This window comes from Shinella sp. HZN7 (genome assembly GCF_001652565.1).
In the GTDB taxonomy this organism is placed as follows: Bacteria; Pseudomonadota; Alphaproteobacteria; order Rhizobiales; family Rhizobiaceae; genus Shinella; species Shinella granuli.
Window position 1 is genome coordinate 4345314 of the sequence record NZ_CP015736.1, and the last position, 17276, is coordinate 4362589.

The window sequence follows — 17276 nt, forward strand, 5'->3', positions numbered from 1 at the left end:
CTGTTGTTGCCCGATTTATGCGCCGCAGGGTGATTCCCCTTGGCGGCAAAATGCTCTAGCTCTCACCCCATGCCGCACAAGGTTTCCCTCTCCCGCCTCAAGCTCACGGATTTCCGCAACTATGCGGGCCTGTCGCTGCCGCTCGACGGCCGGCATGTCGTTCTGACGGGGCAGAACGGTGCGGGCAAGACCAACCTGATGGAGGCCGTCTCCCTGCTTTCGCCGGGCCGGGGCCTGCGCCGCGCGCCCTATGGCGATGTCGTGCGCGCCGGCGCGAGCGGCGGCTTTTCCATCTTCGCCACACTCGACGGCATGATGGGCGAGGTCGACATCGGCACCGGCACGGAGGGCGGCGACGAGGGCCAGGCGCGGAAACTCCGGCTGAACGGCACGCCCGCCCGCACCGTCGACGAACTGCTCGACCATCTGCGCGTCGTCTGGCTGACGCCGTCCATGGACGGCCTCTTCACCGGCCCCTCCGCCGATCGCCGCCGTTTCCTCGACCGGCTGGTGCTGTCGCTCGATCCCGAGCACGGGCGCCGGGCGGCGGATTTCGAGAAGGCGATGCGCGGCCGCAACCGGCTGCTGTCCGAGCCGCGGCCCGATCCCGCCTGGCTGACGGCGCTGGAGCGGCAGATGGCGGAGCTCGGCATCGCCATGGCGCATGCCCGCCACGAGCTCGTCGGCCTCCTCTCCGGCCTCGTGGAGGCGGCGCGCGACGACGGCCCGTTCCCCTCGGCCACCATGCGCCTTTCCGGCTTCCTCGACGGGGAATGGCAGCGCCCGGCCTACGAGATCGAGGATATCTATCTCGGCATGCTGCAGGACGGCCGCTACCGGGACGCCGCCGCCGGCCGCACGCTGGACGGCCCGCACCGCGCCGACCTCTTGATCCGCCACCGCGAGAAGGACATGGAGGCCGAGCGATGCTCGACGGGCGAGCAGAAGGCGCTGCTCGTCGGCCTCATCCTCGCCCATGCCGGCCTCGTCGGGGGCATGACCGGCCATGCGCCGGTGCTGCTGCTCGACGAGATCGCCGCCCATCTCGACGCAGGCCGCCGGGCCGCGCTGTTCGACCGGGTCGATGCGCTCGGCGGCCAGGCCTTCATGACCGGCACCGACCGGTCGATGTTCGATGCGCTCGGCGATCGCGCGCAGTTCCTCACCGTCTCGCATGGAGGCATCGTGCCATGACCGATCCGCTCAGCCCCGAAGAGATCGACCGCTACCGCCGGCATATCGTGCTCGCCGAGATCGGCGGCGCGGGCCAGCAGAAGCTGAAGCAGGCGCATGTGCTGGTCGTCGGCGCCGGCGGCCTCGGCGCGCCGGTCATCCAGTATCTCGCCGCCGCCGGCATCGGCCATATCGGCGTCCTCGACGATGACACGGTCTCCCTCTCCAATCTCCAGCGCCAGGTGATCCACGACACGGCCGGCCTCGGCACGCCGAAGGTCGCGAGCGCCGAGGCCGCTGTCGCCCGCCTCAACCCGCATGTCGCCTTCACCGGCATCGCCGAACGGCTGACGGCCGGCACCGCCGCGCGCCTCCTTGCCGGCTACGATCTCCTCGTCGACGGTTCGGACAATTTCGACACGCGCTATGCCTCCGCCGACGCGGCGGAGGCTGCGCGCATTCCGCTCGTCACCGGCGCCGTCGGCCGCTTCGACGGTTCGCTGACCGTGCTGAAACCCTATGAGGCCGGGCCGGACGGCACGCTTCATCCCGGCTACCGCGACCTCTTCCCCACGGCACCGCCCCCCGGCGTCGTGCCGGCCTGCGCCGAAGCCGGCATCGTCGGCGCGCTGACGGGCGTCGTCGGCACGCTGATGGCGATGGAGGTGATCAAGCTCGTCACGGGCGCCGGCGACCCGCTGGTCGGGCGGATGCTGCTTTACGACGGGCTGGCGGCGCGGTTCGAGACGCTGAAGTACAAGCGGCGGAAGGCGTAAACCCTCCGTGTAGGAGAAATAGCCCTCACTTGCCCCTTCTCCCCGCGGAAGAGAAGGGGGCAGCAGCGACGAAGCGGTATTGCGTTCGGAATGCGAAACGCGGAAATGCTCTATCTGTTTGTTTTTACGCAATTCCGGACGCAAAACCGCTACGCACTTTTGCTGGAATTGCTCTAGACCCGGCTCGGCAGCACGCGGTCCGGCGGGCGGTGGCCGTCGAAGAAGGTGCGGATGTTGATGACGACCTTCTCGCCCATGTCGACGCGGCTTTCGAGCGTCGCCGAGCTCATATGCGGCAGGAGCACGACCTTGCCCTCGCTAGCCAGCTTCAGGAGCTTGGGGTTGACCGAAGGCTCGTTCTCGAAGACGTCGAGGCCGGCGCCGGCGATCTTGCCTTCGCGCAGGCACTTGATCAGCGCCGTCTCGTCGATGATGCCGCCGCGCGCCGTGTTGACGATATAGCTCGTCGGCTGCATCAGCTCGAGCCGGCGGGCCGACAGTAGGTGATAGGTCGCCGGTGTCGAGGGGCAGTTGACCGAGACGATGTCGACGCGCGCCAGCATCTGGTCGAGGCTGTCCCAATAGGTCGCCTCCAGCGCGTCCTCCGTGTCCGGGCGCACGCGGTGGCGGTTGTGGTAGTGGATGGAGAGGCCGAAGGCCTTGGCGCGGCGGGCGACGGCGGTGCCGATGCGGCCCATGCCGACGATGCCAAGGCGCTTGCCCCATATGCGCCGGCCGAGCATCCAGGTCGGCGACCAACCGGCCCATTCGCCCTTGCGATCCGTCAGGATGCGCGCCCCTTCCGCCAGCCGGCGGGGGGCGGCGAGGATCAGTGCCATCGTCATGTCGGCCGTGTCCTCGGTGAGAACGTTCGGCGTGTTGGTGACGGTGATGCCGCGCCGTGCCGCCGCCTCCACGTCGACATTGTCGACGCCGTTGGAGAAGCAGGCGATCAACTTGAGTTGCGGGCCGGCCTGCTCGATGAGCGCGGCGTCGATCCGGTCCGTCAGCGTCGGTACGAGCACGTCGGCCGATTTGACGGCGGCGACGAGTTCGGGCTGGCTGCGCGGCGTGTCGTCGATGTTGAGTTCCGCGTCGAACAGCTCGCGCATCCGGGTCTCCACGACCTCGGGCAGGCGGCGGGTGATGTAGACCTTCGGTTTTTTCTTCTGGGTCATGGGCTGTTCCGGCGTCCTGTTGACGGGTCCTTAACCAAGTTGGGCAAGGATTGCTTCATCAGGGGCATTTTCTACCAGACCCGGTCGCGAAGACAATCCGCCCTCTTCGGCGTTCCTGCGATTTGCCACTTTGCGCCGGTTCGGCAGCGTAATGCCCTCTCCAGTTTGTGCGGATCGTCCATGCGTCACCTTGTCCTGCGTCTCAGCCTTGCCGCCCTTGCGGGCCTCCTCGTCTCCGTTGCCGGCGTCCAGTTCGCCCATGCCCAGGCGGCCAAGGGGCCGAGCGGCCTGCCGCTGCCCCGCTTCGTCAGCCTCAAGGCGAAAAGCGTCAACCTGCGCGTCGGCCCCAGCGTCGATTATGCCGTCGCCTGGCGCTATCTTAAATCCGGCGTGCCGGTGGAAATCATCCAGGAATACGATAACTGGCGCCGCATCCGCGATGCGGATGGCACGGAGGGCTGGGTCAACCAGGCGCTGCTCTCCGGCGAGCGCACCGCCGTCACCGCGCCGTGGATGCGCGGCAAGGGTGAAGGCATCTTCGTCAACATGCGCCGCGAGGCGATGCCGAACTCGACGGTCATCGCGAAGATCCAGCCCGGCGTCGTCATCAAGGTCGGCGAATGCAACGGCGACTGGTGCCGCGCCGAAGCGGACGGCACGGCCGGATGGGTCTCGCAGAACGAGATCTGGGGCGCCTATCCGGGCGAGGCCTTCAAGTAAGGCCGGCCTTCCTGGCCTCTTCCGCCAGCGAGAGCAGCGGACGGGGGCCGACGTGCTGGATGACGAGGCCGGCGGCAAGGCTGCCGAGCCGGCCGCAATCGGCCAGCGACCGCCCGGCCGTATAACCGTAGAGGAAGCCGGCGGCATAGAGATCGCCCGCGCCCGTCGTGTCGACGACGCTCGGAATGCTGATCGCCTCCACCCTGGTGCGTTCGCCGCCGGTCAGGATGACCGAGCCTTCCTCGCTCATCGTCACCACCGCCAGCCGGCAATCCTTGGCGATGCGCGTCAGCGCCTCCTCGAAATCCTCTGTCTCGTAGAGCGCCAGGGCTTCCGCCTTGTTGGCGAAGACGATGTCGATCGTGCCGGAGCGCATGAGGTCGAGGAACTCGTCGCGGTAGCGGTGCACGCAGAAGCTGTCCGACAGCGTCATCGACATTTCCCGGCCGTTCGCATGGGCGATGCGGGCGCAGTCGCGGATCGCGTCCTTGGCGCGCGGCGGATCCCAGAGATAGCCTTCGAAATAGGTGACCTTGGCCTCGGCGACGACGCTTTCCTCCACGTCTTCCGGCCCGAGCTCCACGCAGGCGCCGAGATAGGTGTTCATCGAGCGCTCGCCATCCGGCGTGACGAAGATCATCGAGCGGGCGGTCGGCGGCGGGCCGGCCAGCGGCGTCGTCTCGAAATGCACGCCCTGGGCGCGGATGTCGTGGATGAAGATCTCGCCGAGCTGGTCGTTCGCCACCTTGCCGAAATAGGCGGCCCTGCCGCCGAAGCTGGCGACGCCCGAGGCGGTGTTGCCGGCGCTGCCGCCGGAGGCTTCGAGCGCGGGGCCCATGCGGGAATAGAGCAGTTCCGCCCGCTCGGCATCGATGAGGTTCATCGCGCCCTTGATGATGCCGTTGTCCGTGATGAAGTTCTCGTCGCAGCGCGCGATGATGTCGACGATGGCGTTGCCGACCGTCAGCACGTCGAATTTGGTCATGCAGGGTTCCCGTCTCGGTTGGGTAAGAGCCGGAGGTTGGTCTTAACGGATTTTCCGCAAGTTGGAAGAAAAAAAGCCGCCCGGCCGTTTCCGGCGGGCGGCTTCCTATGATGCGGCGCATAACACTTTCGATCGGCATGATCGAGAGAAAGGGATTATGCGCCAATCAAAAGGATCAGTCCTTGGCGCGTTCCACGTAGGAACCGTCTTCCGTCGCGATGACGACGCGCGTGCCGGCGGTGATGTGCGGCGGCACCAGCGTGCGCACGCCGTTCGACAGGATCGCCGGCTTGTAGGAGGACGAGGCCGTCTGGCCCTTGACGACCGGTTCGGTCTCGACGATCTCCAGCGTGACGTGGCGCGGCAGGTCGATGGCGATGGCGACGCCTTCATGCACCGACAGGATGACCGTCATGCCTTCCTGGAGGTAGGCCTTCAGGTCGCCGATGTCCTCGTGGGACATGGTCAACTGGTCGTAGGTCTCCGGGTTCATGAAGTGGTAGCCGTCACCATCTTCGTAGAGGAAGTTGTGCTCGCGGTCCTCGACGAAGGCGCGCTCGACCTGTTCGGTCGTGCGGTAGCGTTCGGAAACCTTCACGCCGTCGGAGATGCGGCGCATGTCGATCTGGGTGACCGGCGTGCCCTTGCCCGGGTGGAAGTTCTGCGCCGTCAGCACGACATAGAGCTTGCCTTCGACCTCGAGGACATTGCCCTTGCGGACGGAAGAGGCGATGATCTTTACCATAAGTCTTCCTTGTAACTGGATGGATCACGGCGTAGAGGACCGCCTTGAGACGCCTTCCCCGGGTGCCGAAAATGTGTTTTCGGGGCCGCAACTACCCTATATTCCGGCAAAAGACCAGTCTGTCCGCCGGCAAGCGCGAAGAAACCTGTCACAGGAACGCCATGAGCCTGAAGCCCTCGCCCTGGTGGACGCCCGATGTCCATGCCGATCGCCGGCCGTTCCTTCTTGCGCGAAACCGCATCCAGGCGGCGCTGCGCGGCTGGTTCGCGGCGCGCGATTTCATCGAGGTCGACACCGCGACGCTGCAGGTCTCGCCCGGCAACGAGGCGCATCTGCACGCCTTCGAGACCGCCGCGATCGGCCATTCCGGCGCAAGGACGCCGCTCTACCTGCACACCTCGCCGGAATTCGCCTGCAAGAAGCTGCTGACGGCGGGGGAAAGGCGCATCGCCTGCTTCGCCCATGTCTACCGCAACCGCGAGCGCGGGCCGCTGCACCATCCGGAATTCACCATGCTGGAATGGTATCGCGCGGGCGAGGCCTATGACGTGCTGATGGAGGATTGCGCCGAAATCCTCGCGCTGGTCGCCGGGGTGGCGGGGGCCGTGATGCTCACCTATCGCGGCGCGACCTGCGATCCGGCCTTGCCGCCCGAGCGGCTGACGGTGGCGGAGGCCTTCCGGCGCCATGCCGGCATCGACCTCCTCGCCTCGATCGATCCCGACGGCGCGACGGACCGCGCGCGCCTGGCCGCTTTCCTGAAGGCAGCCGGCCTGCGCGTGGCGCAGGACGATACCTGGGCCGACCTCTTCAGTCGCGTGCTGGTGGAAAAGGTGGAGCCGCAGCTCGGTTTCGGCCGCGCCACCATCCTTTGCGAATACCCCACGGCGGAGGCAGCGCTCGCGCGGCCCGCCGCGCATGACGGGCGCGTCGCCGAGCGCTTCGAGCTCTATGCCTGCGGGGTGGAGCTGGCCAATGCCTTCGGCGAACTGACGGATGCGGGCGAGCAGCGCCGGCGCTTCGAGCTGGAAATGGCGGAAAAGGCCCGCGTCTACGACGAGACCTATCCGCTCGACGAGGATTTCCTCGCCGCGCTCGCCCATATGCCCGAGGCCAGCGGCATCGCGCTCGGCTTCGACCGGCTGGTCATGCTGGCGACGGGCGCCGCGCGCATCGACCAGGTGATCTGGGCGCCGGTGGCGGAGACCGCGCCATGACGGCGGCGCGCAGCCTGACGACGGTCGCGGAGCTGGTCGAGGCCGGCCTCGTTCCCGAGGCGCGGCGGGCGGGCGCGGCGGCGGTCGCCGCACGCTATGCCGTCGCCGTCACGCCGTCGCTCGTCGCGCTGATCGATCCGGCCGATCCGAACGATCCGGTCGCCCGCCAGTTCGTGCCCGATGCCGCAGAGCTCGTGACCCTGCCGGAGGAGCGCGCCGACCCGATCGGCGACCTCGCGCACAGCCCCGTCGAGGGCATCGTGCACCGGTATCCCGATCGCGTCCTCCTGAAGGCCGTGCATGTCTGCCCGGTCTATTGCCGCTTCTGCTTCCGCCGCGAGATGGTCGGGCCGGAAGGGCTCGGCACCCTCTCCGCCCAGGCGCTCGATGCGGCGATCGCCTATATCGCGGCCCGGCCGGCGATCTGGGAGGTGATCCTGACGGGCGGCGATCCGCTCGTGCTCTCGCCGCGCCGGCTGCAGGGCATCCTGGAACGGCTTGCCGCCATTCCTCACGTGAAGATCGTGCGGTTCCACAGCCGGGTGCCCGTCGTCGATCCGGCGCGGGTGGATGCCGCGCTGATCGCGGCGCTGAAGGCCTCCGGCAAGACGACCTATGTGGCGCTGCATGCCAACCATCCGCGCGAATTCACGGCCGAGGCCCGCGCCGCCATCGCCCGCATCGTCGATGCCGGCCTGGTGATGATCAGCCAGACGGTGCTCCTGAGGGGCGTCAACGACGATGCGGCGGTGCTGGCCGACCTGATGCGCACCTTCGTCGAGAACCGGGTCAAGCCCTATTACCTGCACCATCCCGACCTGGCGCCCGGCACCGCGCATTTCCGCCTGACGCTCGCCGAGGGCAGGGCGCTGGTCGAAAGCCTGCGCGGCCGCGTCTCCGGCCTCTGCCAGCCGGCCTATATCCTCGACATCCCCGGCGGGCACGGCAAGGTGCGGGCGGATTCGGCGGCGGTCGAAGAGGCGGACGACGGCTGTTTCCGCCTTCGCGATTTCCGCGGGGAAACGCATCTCTATCCGCCGCGGCAGGACGAGGCGTAGCGCCGGCGCGAACGACCTGCGCGGAACGGAACCGCCCTTCAGGACAAAAGAGCGGCCTGCCGGCGCCACGGCGTCTCGCCGGGCGGGGCTTTCACGCGTTTTTTTCATCTTTGTGCGCGGCAGGTGCCGGATTTCCCGAAATCCCGGCCCCCGGAGACTTGACGACAGTTTCGTCAAAATGCCCACTTTAAACGATTGATAGCGCTGCCGGACAATTGTATTTCTTTTGTCGACAAGAGGATTTTCGATGACCGATACCGATTCCAGTTCCCTGCCCGAACGCAAGCGCGGCTCCGGCGTGAAGATGGTCTATGACCTGCTGCGCGACGAGATCCTCGACCTGAAGCTCGCCCCCGGCAGCCCGATCGACGAGGTGCAGCTTGCCGAGCGGTTCAAGATGTCGCGCACGCCGATCCGCGAGGCCCTGGTGCGGCTGGCCGGCGAGGGGCTGATCGAGACCCTGCCGAACCGCTCGACCATGGTCTCGAACATCGACTTCCTCAACCTGCACACCTTCTTCGACGCGCTGGTGCTGATGTACCGGGTGACGACGCGGCTTGCGGCGCAGGCGCACCGCCCCGAGGACCTTATCGTCATCAGGGGCTTTCACGAGGACTATGCAGCGGCACTTGCGGCGCGCGACCCCCTGAAGATGATCGCCACCAATGCCGCCTTCCATGCCGCCATCGCCGAGGCCGGGCGCAATCCCTATTTCACCAGCCTGTTCCGCCGGCTGCTCGACGAGGGACGGCGCATCCTGCAGCTCTACTACCAGTCCTACGACGAACAGTTCCCCCAGCGCTTCGTGGACGAGCATGCCGCGATCATCGCCGCCATCGCAGCGCGCGACATCGAGGAGGCGGACCGGCTTGGCAAGGCCCATGCCGAGGCGATCGTCGCCCAGGTGCAGAAGCTGTTCAGCCGCAACGACAGGCTCGACATCACGCTCTGACGGAGTTTGTATTTTTATTGTCGACAAATAAAATACAAGGTGCTATACCCATCATCAGAGAGGGGGAGGCCTCGTGCATCGTGCCGGCCGCCCATCCGCCGAACCGCCAAAGGAGACCGACATGAAGGCCAAGATTTTTTCCGGTGTCATTCCCGCCCTGATGACCCCCTGCAAGGACGACCGCACGCCGGATTTCGACCAGCTGGTGCGCAAGGGCAGGGAACTCATCGAAAAGGGCATGTCGGCCGTCGTCTATTGCGGCTCGATGGGTGACTGGCCGCTCTTGACCGACGAACAGCGCATGGAAGGCGTCGAGCGCCTCGTCAAGGCGGGCATCCCGGTCATCGTCGGCACCGGCGCCGTCAACACCGCCTCGGCCGTCGCCCATGCCGCGCATGCCCAGAAGGTCGGCGCGCAGGGCCTCATGGTCATCCCGCGCGTGCTCTCCCGCGGCTCCGTCGTCGCCGCCCAGAAGAACCATTTCAAGGCGATCCTCTCGGCCGCTCCGGACCTGCCGGCCGTCATCTACAACAGCCCCTATTACGGCTTCGCCACCCGGGCCGACCTGTTCTTCGCGCTGCGCGAGGACCACAAGAACCTCGTCGGCTTCAAGGAGTTCGGCGGCGCGGCCGACATGCGCTATGCGGCCGAGAACATCACCAGCCGCGACGATGACGTCTCGCTGATGATCGGCGTCGATACCTGCGTCTTCACCGGTTTCGTCGATTGCGGCGCCGTCGGCGCGATCACCGGCATCGGCTGCGTCCTGCCCAAGGAAGTCCTCCACATGTGCAACCTCGCCCAGGCCGCCGCCAAGGGCGACCCGGACGCCCGCGCCCGCGCGCTGGAGCTGGAATCGGCGCTCGCCGTGCTCTCCTCCTTCGACGAAGGCCCGGACCTCGTCCTCTACTTCAAGCACATGATGGTGCTGAAGGGCGACAAGGAATACACGCTGCACTTCAACGAGACCGACGCGCTCTCCGACAGCCAGCGCGGCTATGTCGAGACCCAGCTGAAGCTGTTCGACACCTGGTATGCCGAATGGAGCAAGCTGCCGGGCGCCGTGCAGACCTACAAGGCATAAGGTTTGACGCCTTCTGGCAACAGGAAAGGCCCTCCGCAAGGAGGGCCTTTTGTTTTGGCGGCGATGATCGACCGCTCCTCCCGCACTCTACCCTCCGCACTCTGCCCTCTCCTTCGTCATCCTCGGGCTTGACCCGAGGATCCACCTTCCCGCTACGTCCTCGCTGTGAAATGGATCCCCGGGTCAAGCCCGAGGATGACGTCGGTGGGTGGGGCGGATATGCGCAATGCGTCAGAGTCGAGAGTCTATTCGCCGGCTAATAAAAACAACTGCGCGATCAGCCGATCGCATCCAGCCCCTTTTCCAGCAGGCGGTCGAGCTGCTCGATCTCGGCGGCGGTGAGCGTGACACCGTCCGCCTCGGATTTCCTGCGCGCCACGAAGCGGCGCTGCGAGGGCAGGCGCGCACCCTGGCCGACGATGGCCTCGAACAGCACTTCGGCGCGGGCGAAGGGATCGCCGGGCCGACCGGCGGAGAAGGCCTCCGGCGACATGGCGATGATCAGCTCGCCATGGAAGGGCGCAAGCGTCGTCGTGCCGAGATAGTCGAGCACTTCCGGGCTCGTCAGGTCGCCGATCATGATGCCGGCGAGCAGTTCGATCATCGTGCCGATGGCCGAGCCCTTGTGGCCGCCGAAGGGCAGCATGGCGCCGGCGAGCGCGGCTTCCGGATCGGTGGTCGGGTTGCCCTCGGCGTCGATCGCCCAGCCCTCGGGCAGTTGTTTGCCGGCGCGGCGGTGCAGTTCGATCTCGCCGCGGGCGGCGACCGAGGTGGCGAAGTCGAAGACATAGGGCGCATCGCCCTTGCGCGGCCAGCCGAAGGCGAAGGGATTGGTGCCGAGCAGCGGCCTGTTGCCGCCGGTGGGCGCGACGGTGGCGTAGCTCGGGCACATGACGAGGCCGGCAAGGCCTTCATTTGTCACGGCCTCCACCTCCGGCCAGAGGGCGGAGAAATGCGTGCAGTCGTTGATGACGAGCGCGGCAAGGCCGAGCGAGCGGGCGCGCGCGGCAAGAACCGGCACGCCGAGTTCGAAGGCCGGGTTGGCAAAGCCGCCGCCGGCATTGACCTTGACGATGGCCGAGCCCTCGTTGGCATCCAGCACCGGCACGGCGTCCGGCTTGACCTTTCCGGCCTTGACGGTGCGCAGCGCACCCTCGATCCGGTAGATGCCGTGCGACTTGCAGGCGTCGCGCTCCCCGGCGACGATGACGCGGGCAAGCGCGCCGGCCTGCACGGCATTGAGGCCGGCCTTGCGGAAGATCGCTTCCACCCGTTCATGAAGGGCGGCAATCGTCAGGGTGGAGGTCTGCGTCATCTTTGGTCTCTTCCGCTTTTGCCGACCGGGGCAGGTTGGCGATTGATCATTTGCATACATAGAGTATACAAGATTTCGACAAGTGCAATTCGCCCTGCAAGAGTCTATGTCAGGGGCGAATCCCTCTTCCCGTGAGAAAGGTACGTCTAATGGCTTTCACTCCCAACGGTAAACATCTCGTCGCAGGCGAATGGCTTGACGGAAACGGCACCTTCACCTCCTCGCCCGCCCACGGCCCGGCGCACGACTTTGCCGTCGGCACGGTAGAGCTGGTGAACAAGGCCGCGCAAGCCGCCGAAGACGCCTTCCTCAGCTACGGCTATTCCTCCCGCGCGACACGCGCCGCGTTCCTGCGCGCCATCGCCGACGAGATCGAGGCCCGGGCAGAAGCGATCACCGAGATCGGGACGCAGGAGACCGGCCTGCCGGTCGCGCGCCTTCAGGGCGAGCGCGGCCGCACCACCGGCCAGCTCCGCCTCTTCGCCGATCATATCGAGAAGGGCGACTATCTCGACCGCCGCTTCGACGCCGCCCTGCCGGAGCGCCAGCCGCTGCCGCGCCCGGAAATCCGCCTGATCCAGCGGCCGATCGGCCCGGTCGCCGTCTTCGGCGCCTCCAACTTCCCGCTCGCCTTCTCCACGGCCGGCGGCGACACGGCGGCCGCGCTTGCCGCCGGTTGCCCCGTCGTCGTCAAGGGGCATTCCGCCCATCCGGGCACCGGCGAGATCATCGCCGAGGCCATCGAGGCCGCCATCAGGAAGACCGGCGTCCATCCGGGCGCCTTCTCGCTCATCCAGGGCGGCAACCGCCAGGTCGGCGAGGCGCTGGTGCAGCATCCGCTGATCAAGGCCGTCGGCTTCACCGGCTCGCTCGCCGGCGGCCGCGCCCTCTTCAACCTGTGCGCCGCCCGTCCGGAGCCGATCCCGTTCTTCGGCGAGCTCGGCTCGGTCAACCCGATGTTCCTGCTGCCGCAGGCCATGAAGGCCCGCGCGGAAGGCCTCGGCCAGGGCTGGGCGGGCTCGCTCACCATGGGCGCCGGCCAGTTCTGCACCAATCCGGGCATCGCCATCGTTGAGGACGGCGCGGATGCCGACCGTTTCACCGCCGCCGCCGTGGAAGCGCTCGGCAAGGTCGGCCCGCAGACCATGCTGACCGACGGCATTGCCAAGGCCTACCAGGATGGCCAGGCGCGCTTTGAAAGCCGCAACACCGTCAAGCCGCTGCTGACGACGGAGTCCACCGGCCGCAACGCTCTGCCGAACCTCTTCGAGATCTCCGGCGAACAGTTCCTCGCCGACCACGCGCTTTCGGAAGAGGTCTTCGGCCCGCTCGGCCTTGTCGTGCGTGTCTCTTCGGTCGACGAGATGGAGAGGCTCGCCCGCAATTTCGAAGGCCAGTTGACGGCGACCATCCACATGGATGAAGGCGACCTTGCCGATGCCAGGCGCCTGCGCCCGGTCCTCGAGCGCAAGGCCGGCCGCGTGCTCGTCAATGGCTTCCCGACCGGCGTCGAGGTGGTGGATTCCATGGTGCATGGCGGCCCCTATCCGGCCTCCACGAACTTCGGCGCCACCAGTGTCGGCACCATGTCGATCCGCCGCTTCCTGCGCCCGGTCTCCTACCAGAACATGCCGGAAGGTCTGCTGCCGGAAGATTTCCTGAGCTGATTCAATGTTCTAGCGCTCCTGCCGGCCGGGCTTCCCGTGAGGAGGCCCGGCCTGCACATTTTCTCCTTCTGGGTATATACTTTTTGTATATTAGTTGTATTTTAGAGGCGGTTTACAGTTTCGGCGCAGGACGGACCTCCGCCGCGTGAATCGACAGACCAATCCAGGGAGAGAGTTTATGAAGAAGACCTCGGTCCTCGCCTTCGGCCTCGTGGCCGCCACCGCTCTGACCAGCCCGGCCAAGGCCGACAAGCTGGACGACATCATCTCGTCCGGCACGCTGCGCTGCGCCGTCGTTCTCGACTTCCCGCCGATGGGTGCGCGCGACGAGAACAACAACCCGATCGGTTTCGACGTCGACTACTGCAACGATCTGGCCAAGGCCCTCGGCGTCACCGCCGAGATCGTCGAAACGCCCTTCCCGGAGCGCATCCCGGCGCTGATGTCCGGCCGCGTCGATGTCGGCGTCGCCTCGACCTCCGACACGCTGGAGCGTGCCAAGACCGTTGGCATGTCGATCCCCTACTTCGCCTTCGAGATGGCCGTGACGGCCAACGACAAGTCGGGCATCAAGTCCTTCGAGGACATGAAGGGCAAGACGGTCGGCGCCACCGCCGGCACGTTCGAGGCCATCGCGCTCGAAAACTCGGTCAAGGAATGGGGCGCTGGCGAATTCCGTCCGTACCAGACCCAGGCCGACGTCTTCCTCGCGCTGAGCCAGGGCCAGATCGACGCGACGGTCTCCACCTCGACGGTTGCCCAGTCCAACGTCAAGAGCGGCAAGTTCGCCGGCATCTCCGTCGTCGGCAAGGCGCCCTATGACATCGACTATGTCGCGCTCTTCACCAACCGCGAAGAATACGGCCTGATCAACTACCTGAACCTCTTCGTCAACCAGCAGGTTCGCACCGGCCGCTACAAGGAACTCTACGAGAAGTGGGTCGGCGGCGACGTGCCGGACCTCTCGGTCGGCGGCGTCTACCGCTAAGAGCCGTTTCCAAGGCGGCGCGGGATGTCCCGCGCCGTCCATCGTTTCCGAAGGGTGAGACGGCAATGTTCAGTTACACTTTCCATTGGAACCAGGCGCTGAAGGCGTTGCCCCAGATGCTGGACGGCGCGCTGGTCACGCTGCAAATCGCGCTGCTCTCCATGGCCATCGGCCTTGCCGTCGCCCTGGCGCTGACGCTCTTCCGGCTGTCCGGCAACCGCATCCTCGGCGGCTTGGCCACCGCCTGGGTCGAGATCGCGCGCAACACGCCGGCCCTCTTCCAGATCTACATGGCCCATTTCGGCCTCGGCAGTTTCGGCATCCATCTCAGCCCCTATGCGGCGCTGCTGGCCGGCATCGCCTTCAACAATGCCGGCTATCTCGCGGAGAACTTCCGCGGCGCGCTGAAGGCGATCCCCGAGACGCAGACCCGCGCCGGCCGCTCGCTCGGCATGACCTCGCTGCAGGCCTTCCGCTACATCGTCATGCCGCAGATGCTACGCGTCGCCTTCCTGCCCGCCACCAACCAGATGGTCTGGGCAATCCTGATGACGTCGCTCGGCGTCACCGTCGGCATGAACACCGACCTTGCCGGCATCACCCAGGAGCTGAACGCCCGCTCGTTCCGCACCTTCGAATTCTTCGCGATCGCGGCGGTCATCTACTACCTGATCGCCAAGGCCGTGACGCTGGCGGCGCGCCTCGCCGCCGCGCGCATGTTCCGCTACTGAGAGGGGTAAGCCATGTTCGATACCGCTCTCACCCTTGCCGATCTCGGCTTCCTCGCCAAGGGCGCGGCCATGACGCTCGCCGTCACCGCCGTCTCCGTCCTCGCGGGCACCGTGCTCGGCGTCCTCTTCGGCGTCATCCGCAACCAGGCCGGCCCCTACTGGTCGATGCCGCTCACCTTCCTACTCGACATCTTCCGCTCCGTGCCGCTGCTCATCCAGCTCGTGCTCGGCAATGCGATGCAGTCGATCATGAAGCTCGGCTGGGCGCCGTTCACCACCTCCTGCGTGGTGCTGTCGCTCTATACGGCGGCCTATTGCACCGAGATCGTGCGCGGCGGCATCTCCTCCGTGCCGGCCACCACGCGCCGCGCGGCCCGCTCGCTGGGCATGACCTGGTGGCAGGACATGCGCTACATCGTGGCCCCGCTCGCCACCCGCGTCTCGCTGCCCGCCTGGATCGGCCTGACGCTCGGCGTCATGAAGGATTCGGCCCTCGTGCTCTGGCTCGGCCTCATCGAGCTCTTGCGCGCCTCGCAGATCCTCGTCACGCGCCTGCAGGAGCCGCTGTTCATCCTGCTCATCTGCGGCGCCATCTACTTCATCATCAGCTTCCCCATCGCCCGGCTCGGCGGTTATCTCGAAAGACGGTGGTCCAATGATTGAGATCGAAAACGTCCGCAAATCCTTCGGCCAGCTCGAAGTCCTGAAGGGAATCAACCTCACCGTGGAGAAGGGCGAGGTGCTGACCATCATCGGCGGCTCGGGCTCGGGCAAGTCGACGCTGCTCACCTGCATCAACGGGCTGGAGACCATCGACAGCGGCCGCATCGTCGTCGACGGCACCGACGTGCATGCCAGGGGCACGGACCTCAACAAGCTGCGCCGCAAGCTCGGCATCGTCTTCCAGCAGTTCAACGCCTTCCCGCACCTGACCGTGCTCGAAAACGTCATGCTGGCGCCCGTCAAGGTCCTGGGCCAGTCGAAGGCCGAGGCCGAGGCGATGGCCGTCAGGCAGCTCACCCATGTCGGCCTCGGCGACAAGTTGAAGGTCTATCCGAGCCGCATGTCCGGCGGCCAGCAGCAGCGCATGGCGATCGCCCGGGCGCTTGCCATGTCGCCGGCCTACATGCTGTTCGACGAGGTGACCTCGGCGCTCGATCCGCAGCTCGTCGGCGAAGTGCTCGACACGCTGCGCATGCTCGCCTCCGAGGGCATGACGATGATCTGCGTCACGCACGAAATGAAGTTCGCCCGTGAGGTCTCCGACCGCGTCGCCTTCTTCCACAAGGGCGTGATGGCCGAGATCGCCCCGCCGGAAGCGCTGTTCGGCGCGCCGAAGGATGCCGACCTGAAAACCTTCCTCGCTGCGACGCACTGAGGCGATGATGAAGACTGGAATCGAACCCGGCGTCGTCGTCATCGGCGCCGGCGTGGTCGGCCTTTCCGCGGCCATTGCCGCCCAGGCCCGCGGCCTCGCCGTCACGGTGCTCGAACGCGAAGCCCCCGCCGCCGGCGCTTCCGCCGGCAATGCCGGCGCCTTCGCCTTCACCGACATCCTGCCGCTCGCCTCGCCCGGCATCCTCAGGAAGGCGCCGAAATGGCTGCTCGACCCGCTCGGGCCGCTCAGCGTGCCGCCGTCCTACGCGCTGCAGATCGCGCCCTGGATGTTCCGCTTCTGGCGCGCCTGCTCGGCACGCCGCGTCGCCCATTCCACCGCCGCGCAGACCGCGCTGATGGACCTTTCCAGGGCCGAGCTGGAGCCCTTCCTCGGCGCGACCGGCACGCTTGCCATGCTGCGCAAGGAGGGCAATCTCCAGGTCTATGAAAGCCAGGCCGAGCTGACCGCCTCGCTGCCGGGCTGGAAGGCCCGCGAAGCGCACGGCATCGAATTCCGCCACATGGACGCCGCCGAAATGGCCGCGATCCAGCCCGGCCTCGCCCCGCGCTTCACGCACGGCACCTTCACGCCCGGCTGGTATTCCATCGCGGACCCGAAACTCTACACGCTGGCGCTCGCCGATCATTTTCGCGCGAAGGGCGGCAGGATCGAGCGTGCCGAGGTCTTGGGCCTCAGGCCCGTCGAAGGCGGCGTCGAGATCACGACGGCGGATGGCGGGACGCGGCGTGTGGAAAAGGTCGTGCTCGCGGCCGGCGCCTTCTCGCACCAGGTCGCCCGCACGCTCGGCGAGAGCATCCCGCTCGAGACCGAGCGCGGCTACAACACGACCCTGCCGCCCAGCGCCTTCGATCTCAGGACGCAGGTCACCTTCGGCGGTCATGGCTTCGTCGTGACCCGGCTGTCGACCGGCATCCGCGTCGGCGGCGCGGTGGAGCTCGGCGGGCTGAAGCTGCCGCCGAATTTCCGCAGGTCCGAGGCCATGCTGGAAAAGGCGAAAGCCTTCCTGCCCGGCCTGAAGCCGGCGGGCGGCGTGCAGTGGATGGGGTTCCGCCCCTCGCTGCCCGACAGCCTGCCCGCCATCGGTCGCGCCCGCGCGACGCCCGATGTCGTCTACGCCTTCGGCCACGGCCATCTCGGCCTCACCCAGTCCGCCGGCACGGCGCGGCTCGTCGCCGACCTCGTGACCGGCCGGCCGACGGCGATCGACATCGCGCCCTTCTCGCCGCAGCGTTTCTAGGCGACTGCGCCGGAGCGGTATCGCTTCGGCGTGGGAAAACACTATCCTGGA

Annotated in this window: 17 protein-coding genes; 13 read left to right on the top strand and 4 right to left on the bottom strand. The window is 67.0% G+C overall.

The window, feature by feature from the left end; genetic code table 11:
* Positions 1–69: 69 nt before the first annotated feature.
* Positions 70–1194, top strand: coding sequence for a DNA replication/repair protein RecF (gene recF / locus shn_RS20785; protein ID WP_064332095.1), 1125 nt, complete (start codon positions 70–72; stop codon positions 1192–1194).
* Entirely contained in the window at positions 1191–1949 is a 759-nt protein-coding gene (moeB, locus tag shn_RS20790) for a molybdopterin-synthase adenylyltransferase MoeB (RefSeq protein WP_064332096.1), read from the top strand. Before recF ends, moeB begins: the two co-directional genes overlap by 4 nt.
* 173 nt (positions 1950–2122) lie before the next feature.
* On the opposite strand, the gene shn_RS20795 is transcribed toward moeB, so the two are convergent.
* Positions 2123–3127 carry a D-glycerate dehydrogenase gene (locus shn_RS20795; protein WP_064332097.1) on the bottom strand — a complete coding sequence of 335 codons (1005 nt, stop codon included), beginning with the start codon at positions 3125–3127 and terminating at the stop codon, positions 2123–2125.
* Between the two features lie 180 nt (positions 3128–3307).
* Between shn_RS20795 and shn_RS20800 the strand changes: the two genes are divergently transcribed.
* Entirely contained in the window at positions 3308–3847 is a 540-nt protein-coding gene (locus shn_RS20800; protein WP_064332098.1) for an SH3 domain-containing protein, read from the top strand.
* Here shn_RS20800 and shn_RS20805 read toward each other — a convergent pair.
* Together shn_RS20805 and efp are read right to left on the bottom strand one after the other, a co-directional pair.
* Positions 3840–4832 carry an adenosine kinase gene (locus shn_RS20805; RefSeq protein ID WP_064332099.1) on the bottom strand — a complete coding sequence of 331 codons (993 nt, stop codon included), beginning with the start codon at positions 4830–4832 and terminating at the stop codon, positions 3840–3842. The genes shn_RS20800 and shn_RS20805 overlap by 8 nt on opposite strands.
* 175 nt (positions 4833–5007) lie before the next feature.
* Complete coding sequence (gene efp / locus shn_RS20810) at positions 5008–5577, bottom strand: elongation factor P (RefSeq protein WP_064332100.1); 570 nt, start codon at positions 5575–5577, stop codon at positions 5008–5010.
* A gap of 161 nt (positions 5578–5738) precedes the next feature.
* Between efp and epmA the strand changes: the two genes are divergently transcribed.
* The 4 genes from epmA to shn_RS20830 all read left to right on the top strand — a co-directional run bounded on the left by epmA (position 5739) and on the right by shn_RS20830 (position 9888).
* A complete protein-coding gene (gene epmA / locus shn_RS20815; RefSeq protein WP_064332101.1) occupies positions 5739–6794 on the top strand; it encodes an EF-P lysine aminoacylase EpmA in 1056 nt (351 codons plus the stop codon).
* Entirely contained in the window at positions 6791–7852 is a 1062-nt protein-coding gene (locus shn_RS20820; RefSeq protein WP_064332102.1) for a lysine-2,3-aminomutase-like protein, read from the top strand. The genes epmA and shn_RS20820 overlap by 4 nt, the downstream gene beginning before the upstream one ends.
* 247 nt (positions 7853–8099) lie before the next feature.
* On the top strand, positions 8100–8804 hold the full coding sequence (locus tag shn_RS20825; protein WP_064332103.1) for a GntR family transcriptional regulator: 705 nt from the start codon (positions 8100–8102) through the stop codon (positions 8802–8804).
* Between the two features lie 121 nt (positions 8805–8925).
* On the top strand, positions 8926–9888 hold the full coding sequence (locus shn_RS20830; RefSeq protein WP_064332104.1) for a dihydrodipicolinate synthase family protein: 963 nt from the start codon (positions 8926–8928) through the stop codon (positions 9886–9888).
* A gap of 277 nt (positions 9889–10165) precedes the next feature.
* On the opposite strand, the gene shn_RS20835 is transcribed toward shn_RS20830, so the two are convergent.
* Entirely contained in the window at positions 10166–11203 is a 1038-nt protein-coding gene (locus shn_RS20835) for an Ldh family oxidoreductase (RefSeq protein WP_064332105.1), read from the bottom strand.
* Positions 11204–11352: 149 nt separating this feature from the next.
* On the opposite strand from shn_RS20835, the gene shn_RS20840 reads away from it, so the two are divergent.
* The 6 genes from shn_RS20840 to shn_RS20865 all read left to right on the top strand — a co-directional run bounded on the left by shn_RS20840 (position 11353) and on the right by shn_RS20865 (position 17225).
* Entirely contained in the window at positions 11353–12870 is a 1518-nt protein-coding gene (locus tag shn_RS20840; RefSeq protein WP_064332106.1) for an aldehyde dehydrogenase (NADP(+)), read from the top strand.
* 178 nt (positions 12871–13048) lie between these two features.
* The gene (locus tag shn_RS20845) at positions 13049–13858 is read left to right on the top strand and encodes a transporter substrate-binding domain-containing protein (RefSeq protein WP_064332107.1); all 810 of its coding nucleotides are present in this window, start codon (positions 13049–13051) and stop codon (positions 13856–13858) included.
* Between the two features lie 65 nt (positions 13859–13923).
* Entirely contained in the window at positions 13924–14589 is a 666-nt protein-coding gene (locus shn_RS20850; protein ID WP_064332108.1) for an amino acid ABC transporter permease, read from the top strand.
* 12 nt (positions 14590–14601) lie between these two features.
* Positions 14602–15252, top strand: a complete 651-nt coding sequence (locus shn_RS20855; protein ID WP_064332109.1) for an amino acid ABC transporter permease — start codon at positions 14602–14604, stop codon at positions 15250–15252.
* Entirely contained in the window at positions 15245–15967 is a 723-nt protein-coding gene (locus shn_RS20860; protein WP_064332110.1) for an amino acid ABC transporter ATP-binding protein, read from the top strand. Before shn_RS20855 ends, shn_RS20860 begins: the two co-directional genes overlap by 8 nt.
* A 7-nt stretch (positions 15968–15974) precedes the next feature.
* Positions 15975–17225 (top strand): FAD-binding oxidoreductase, encoded by a 1251-nt coding sequence (locus shn_RS20865; protein WP_064332721.1) that lies wholly within the window; start codon positions 15975–15977, stop codon positions 17223–17225.
* Positions 17226–17276 lie beyond the last annotated feature (51 nt).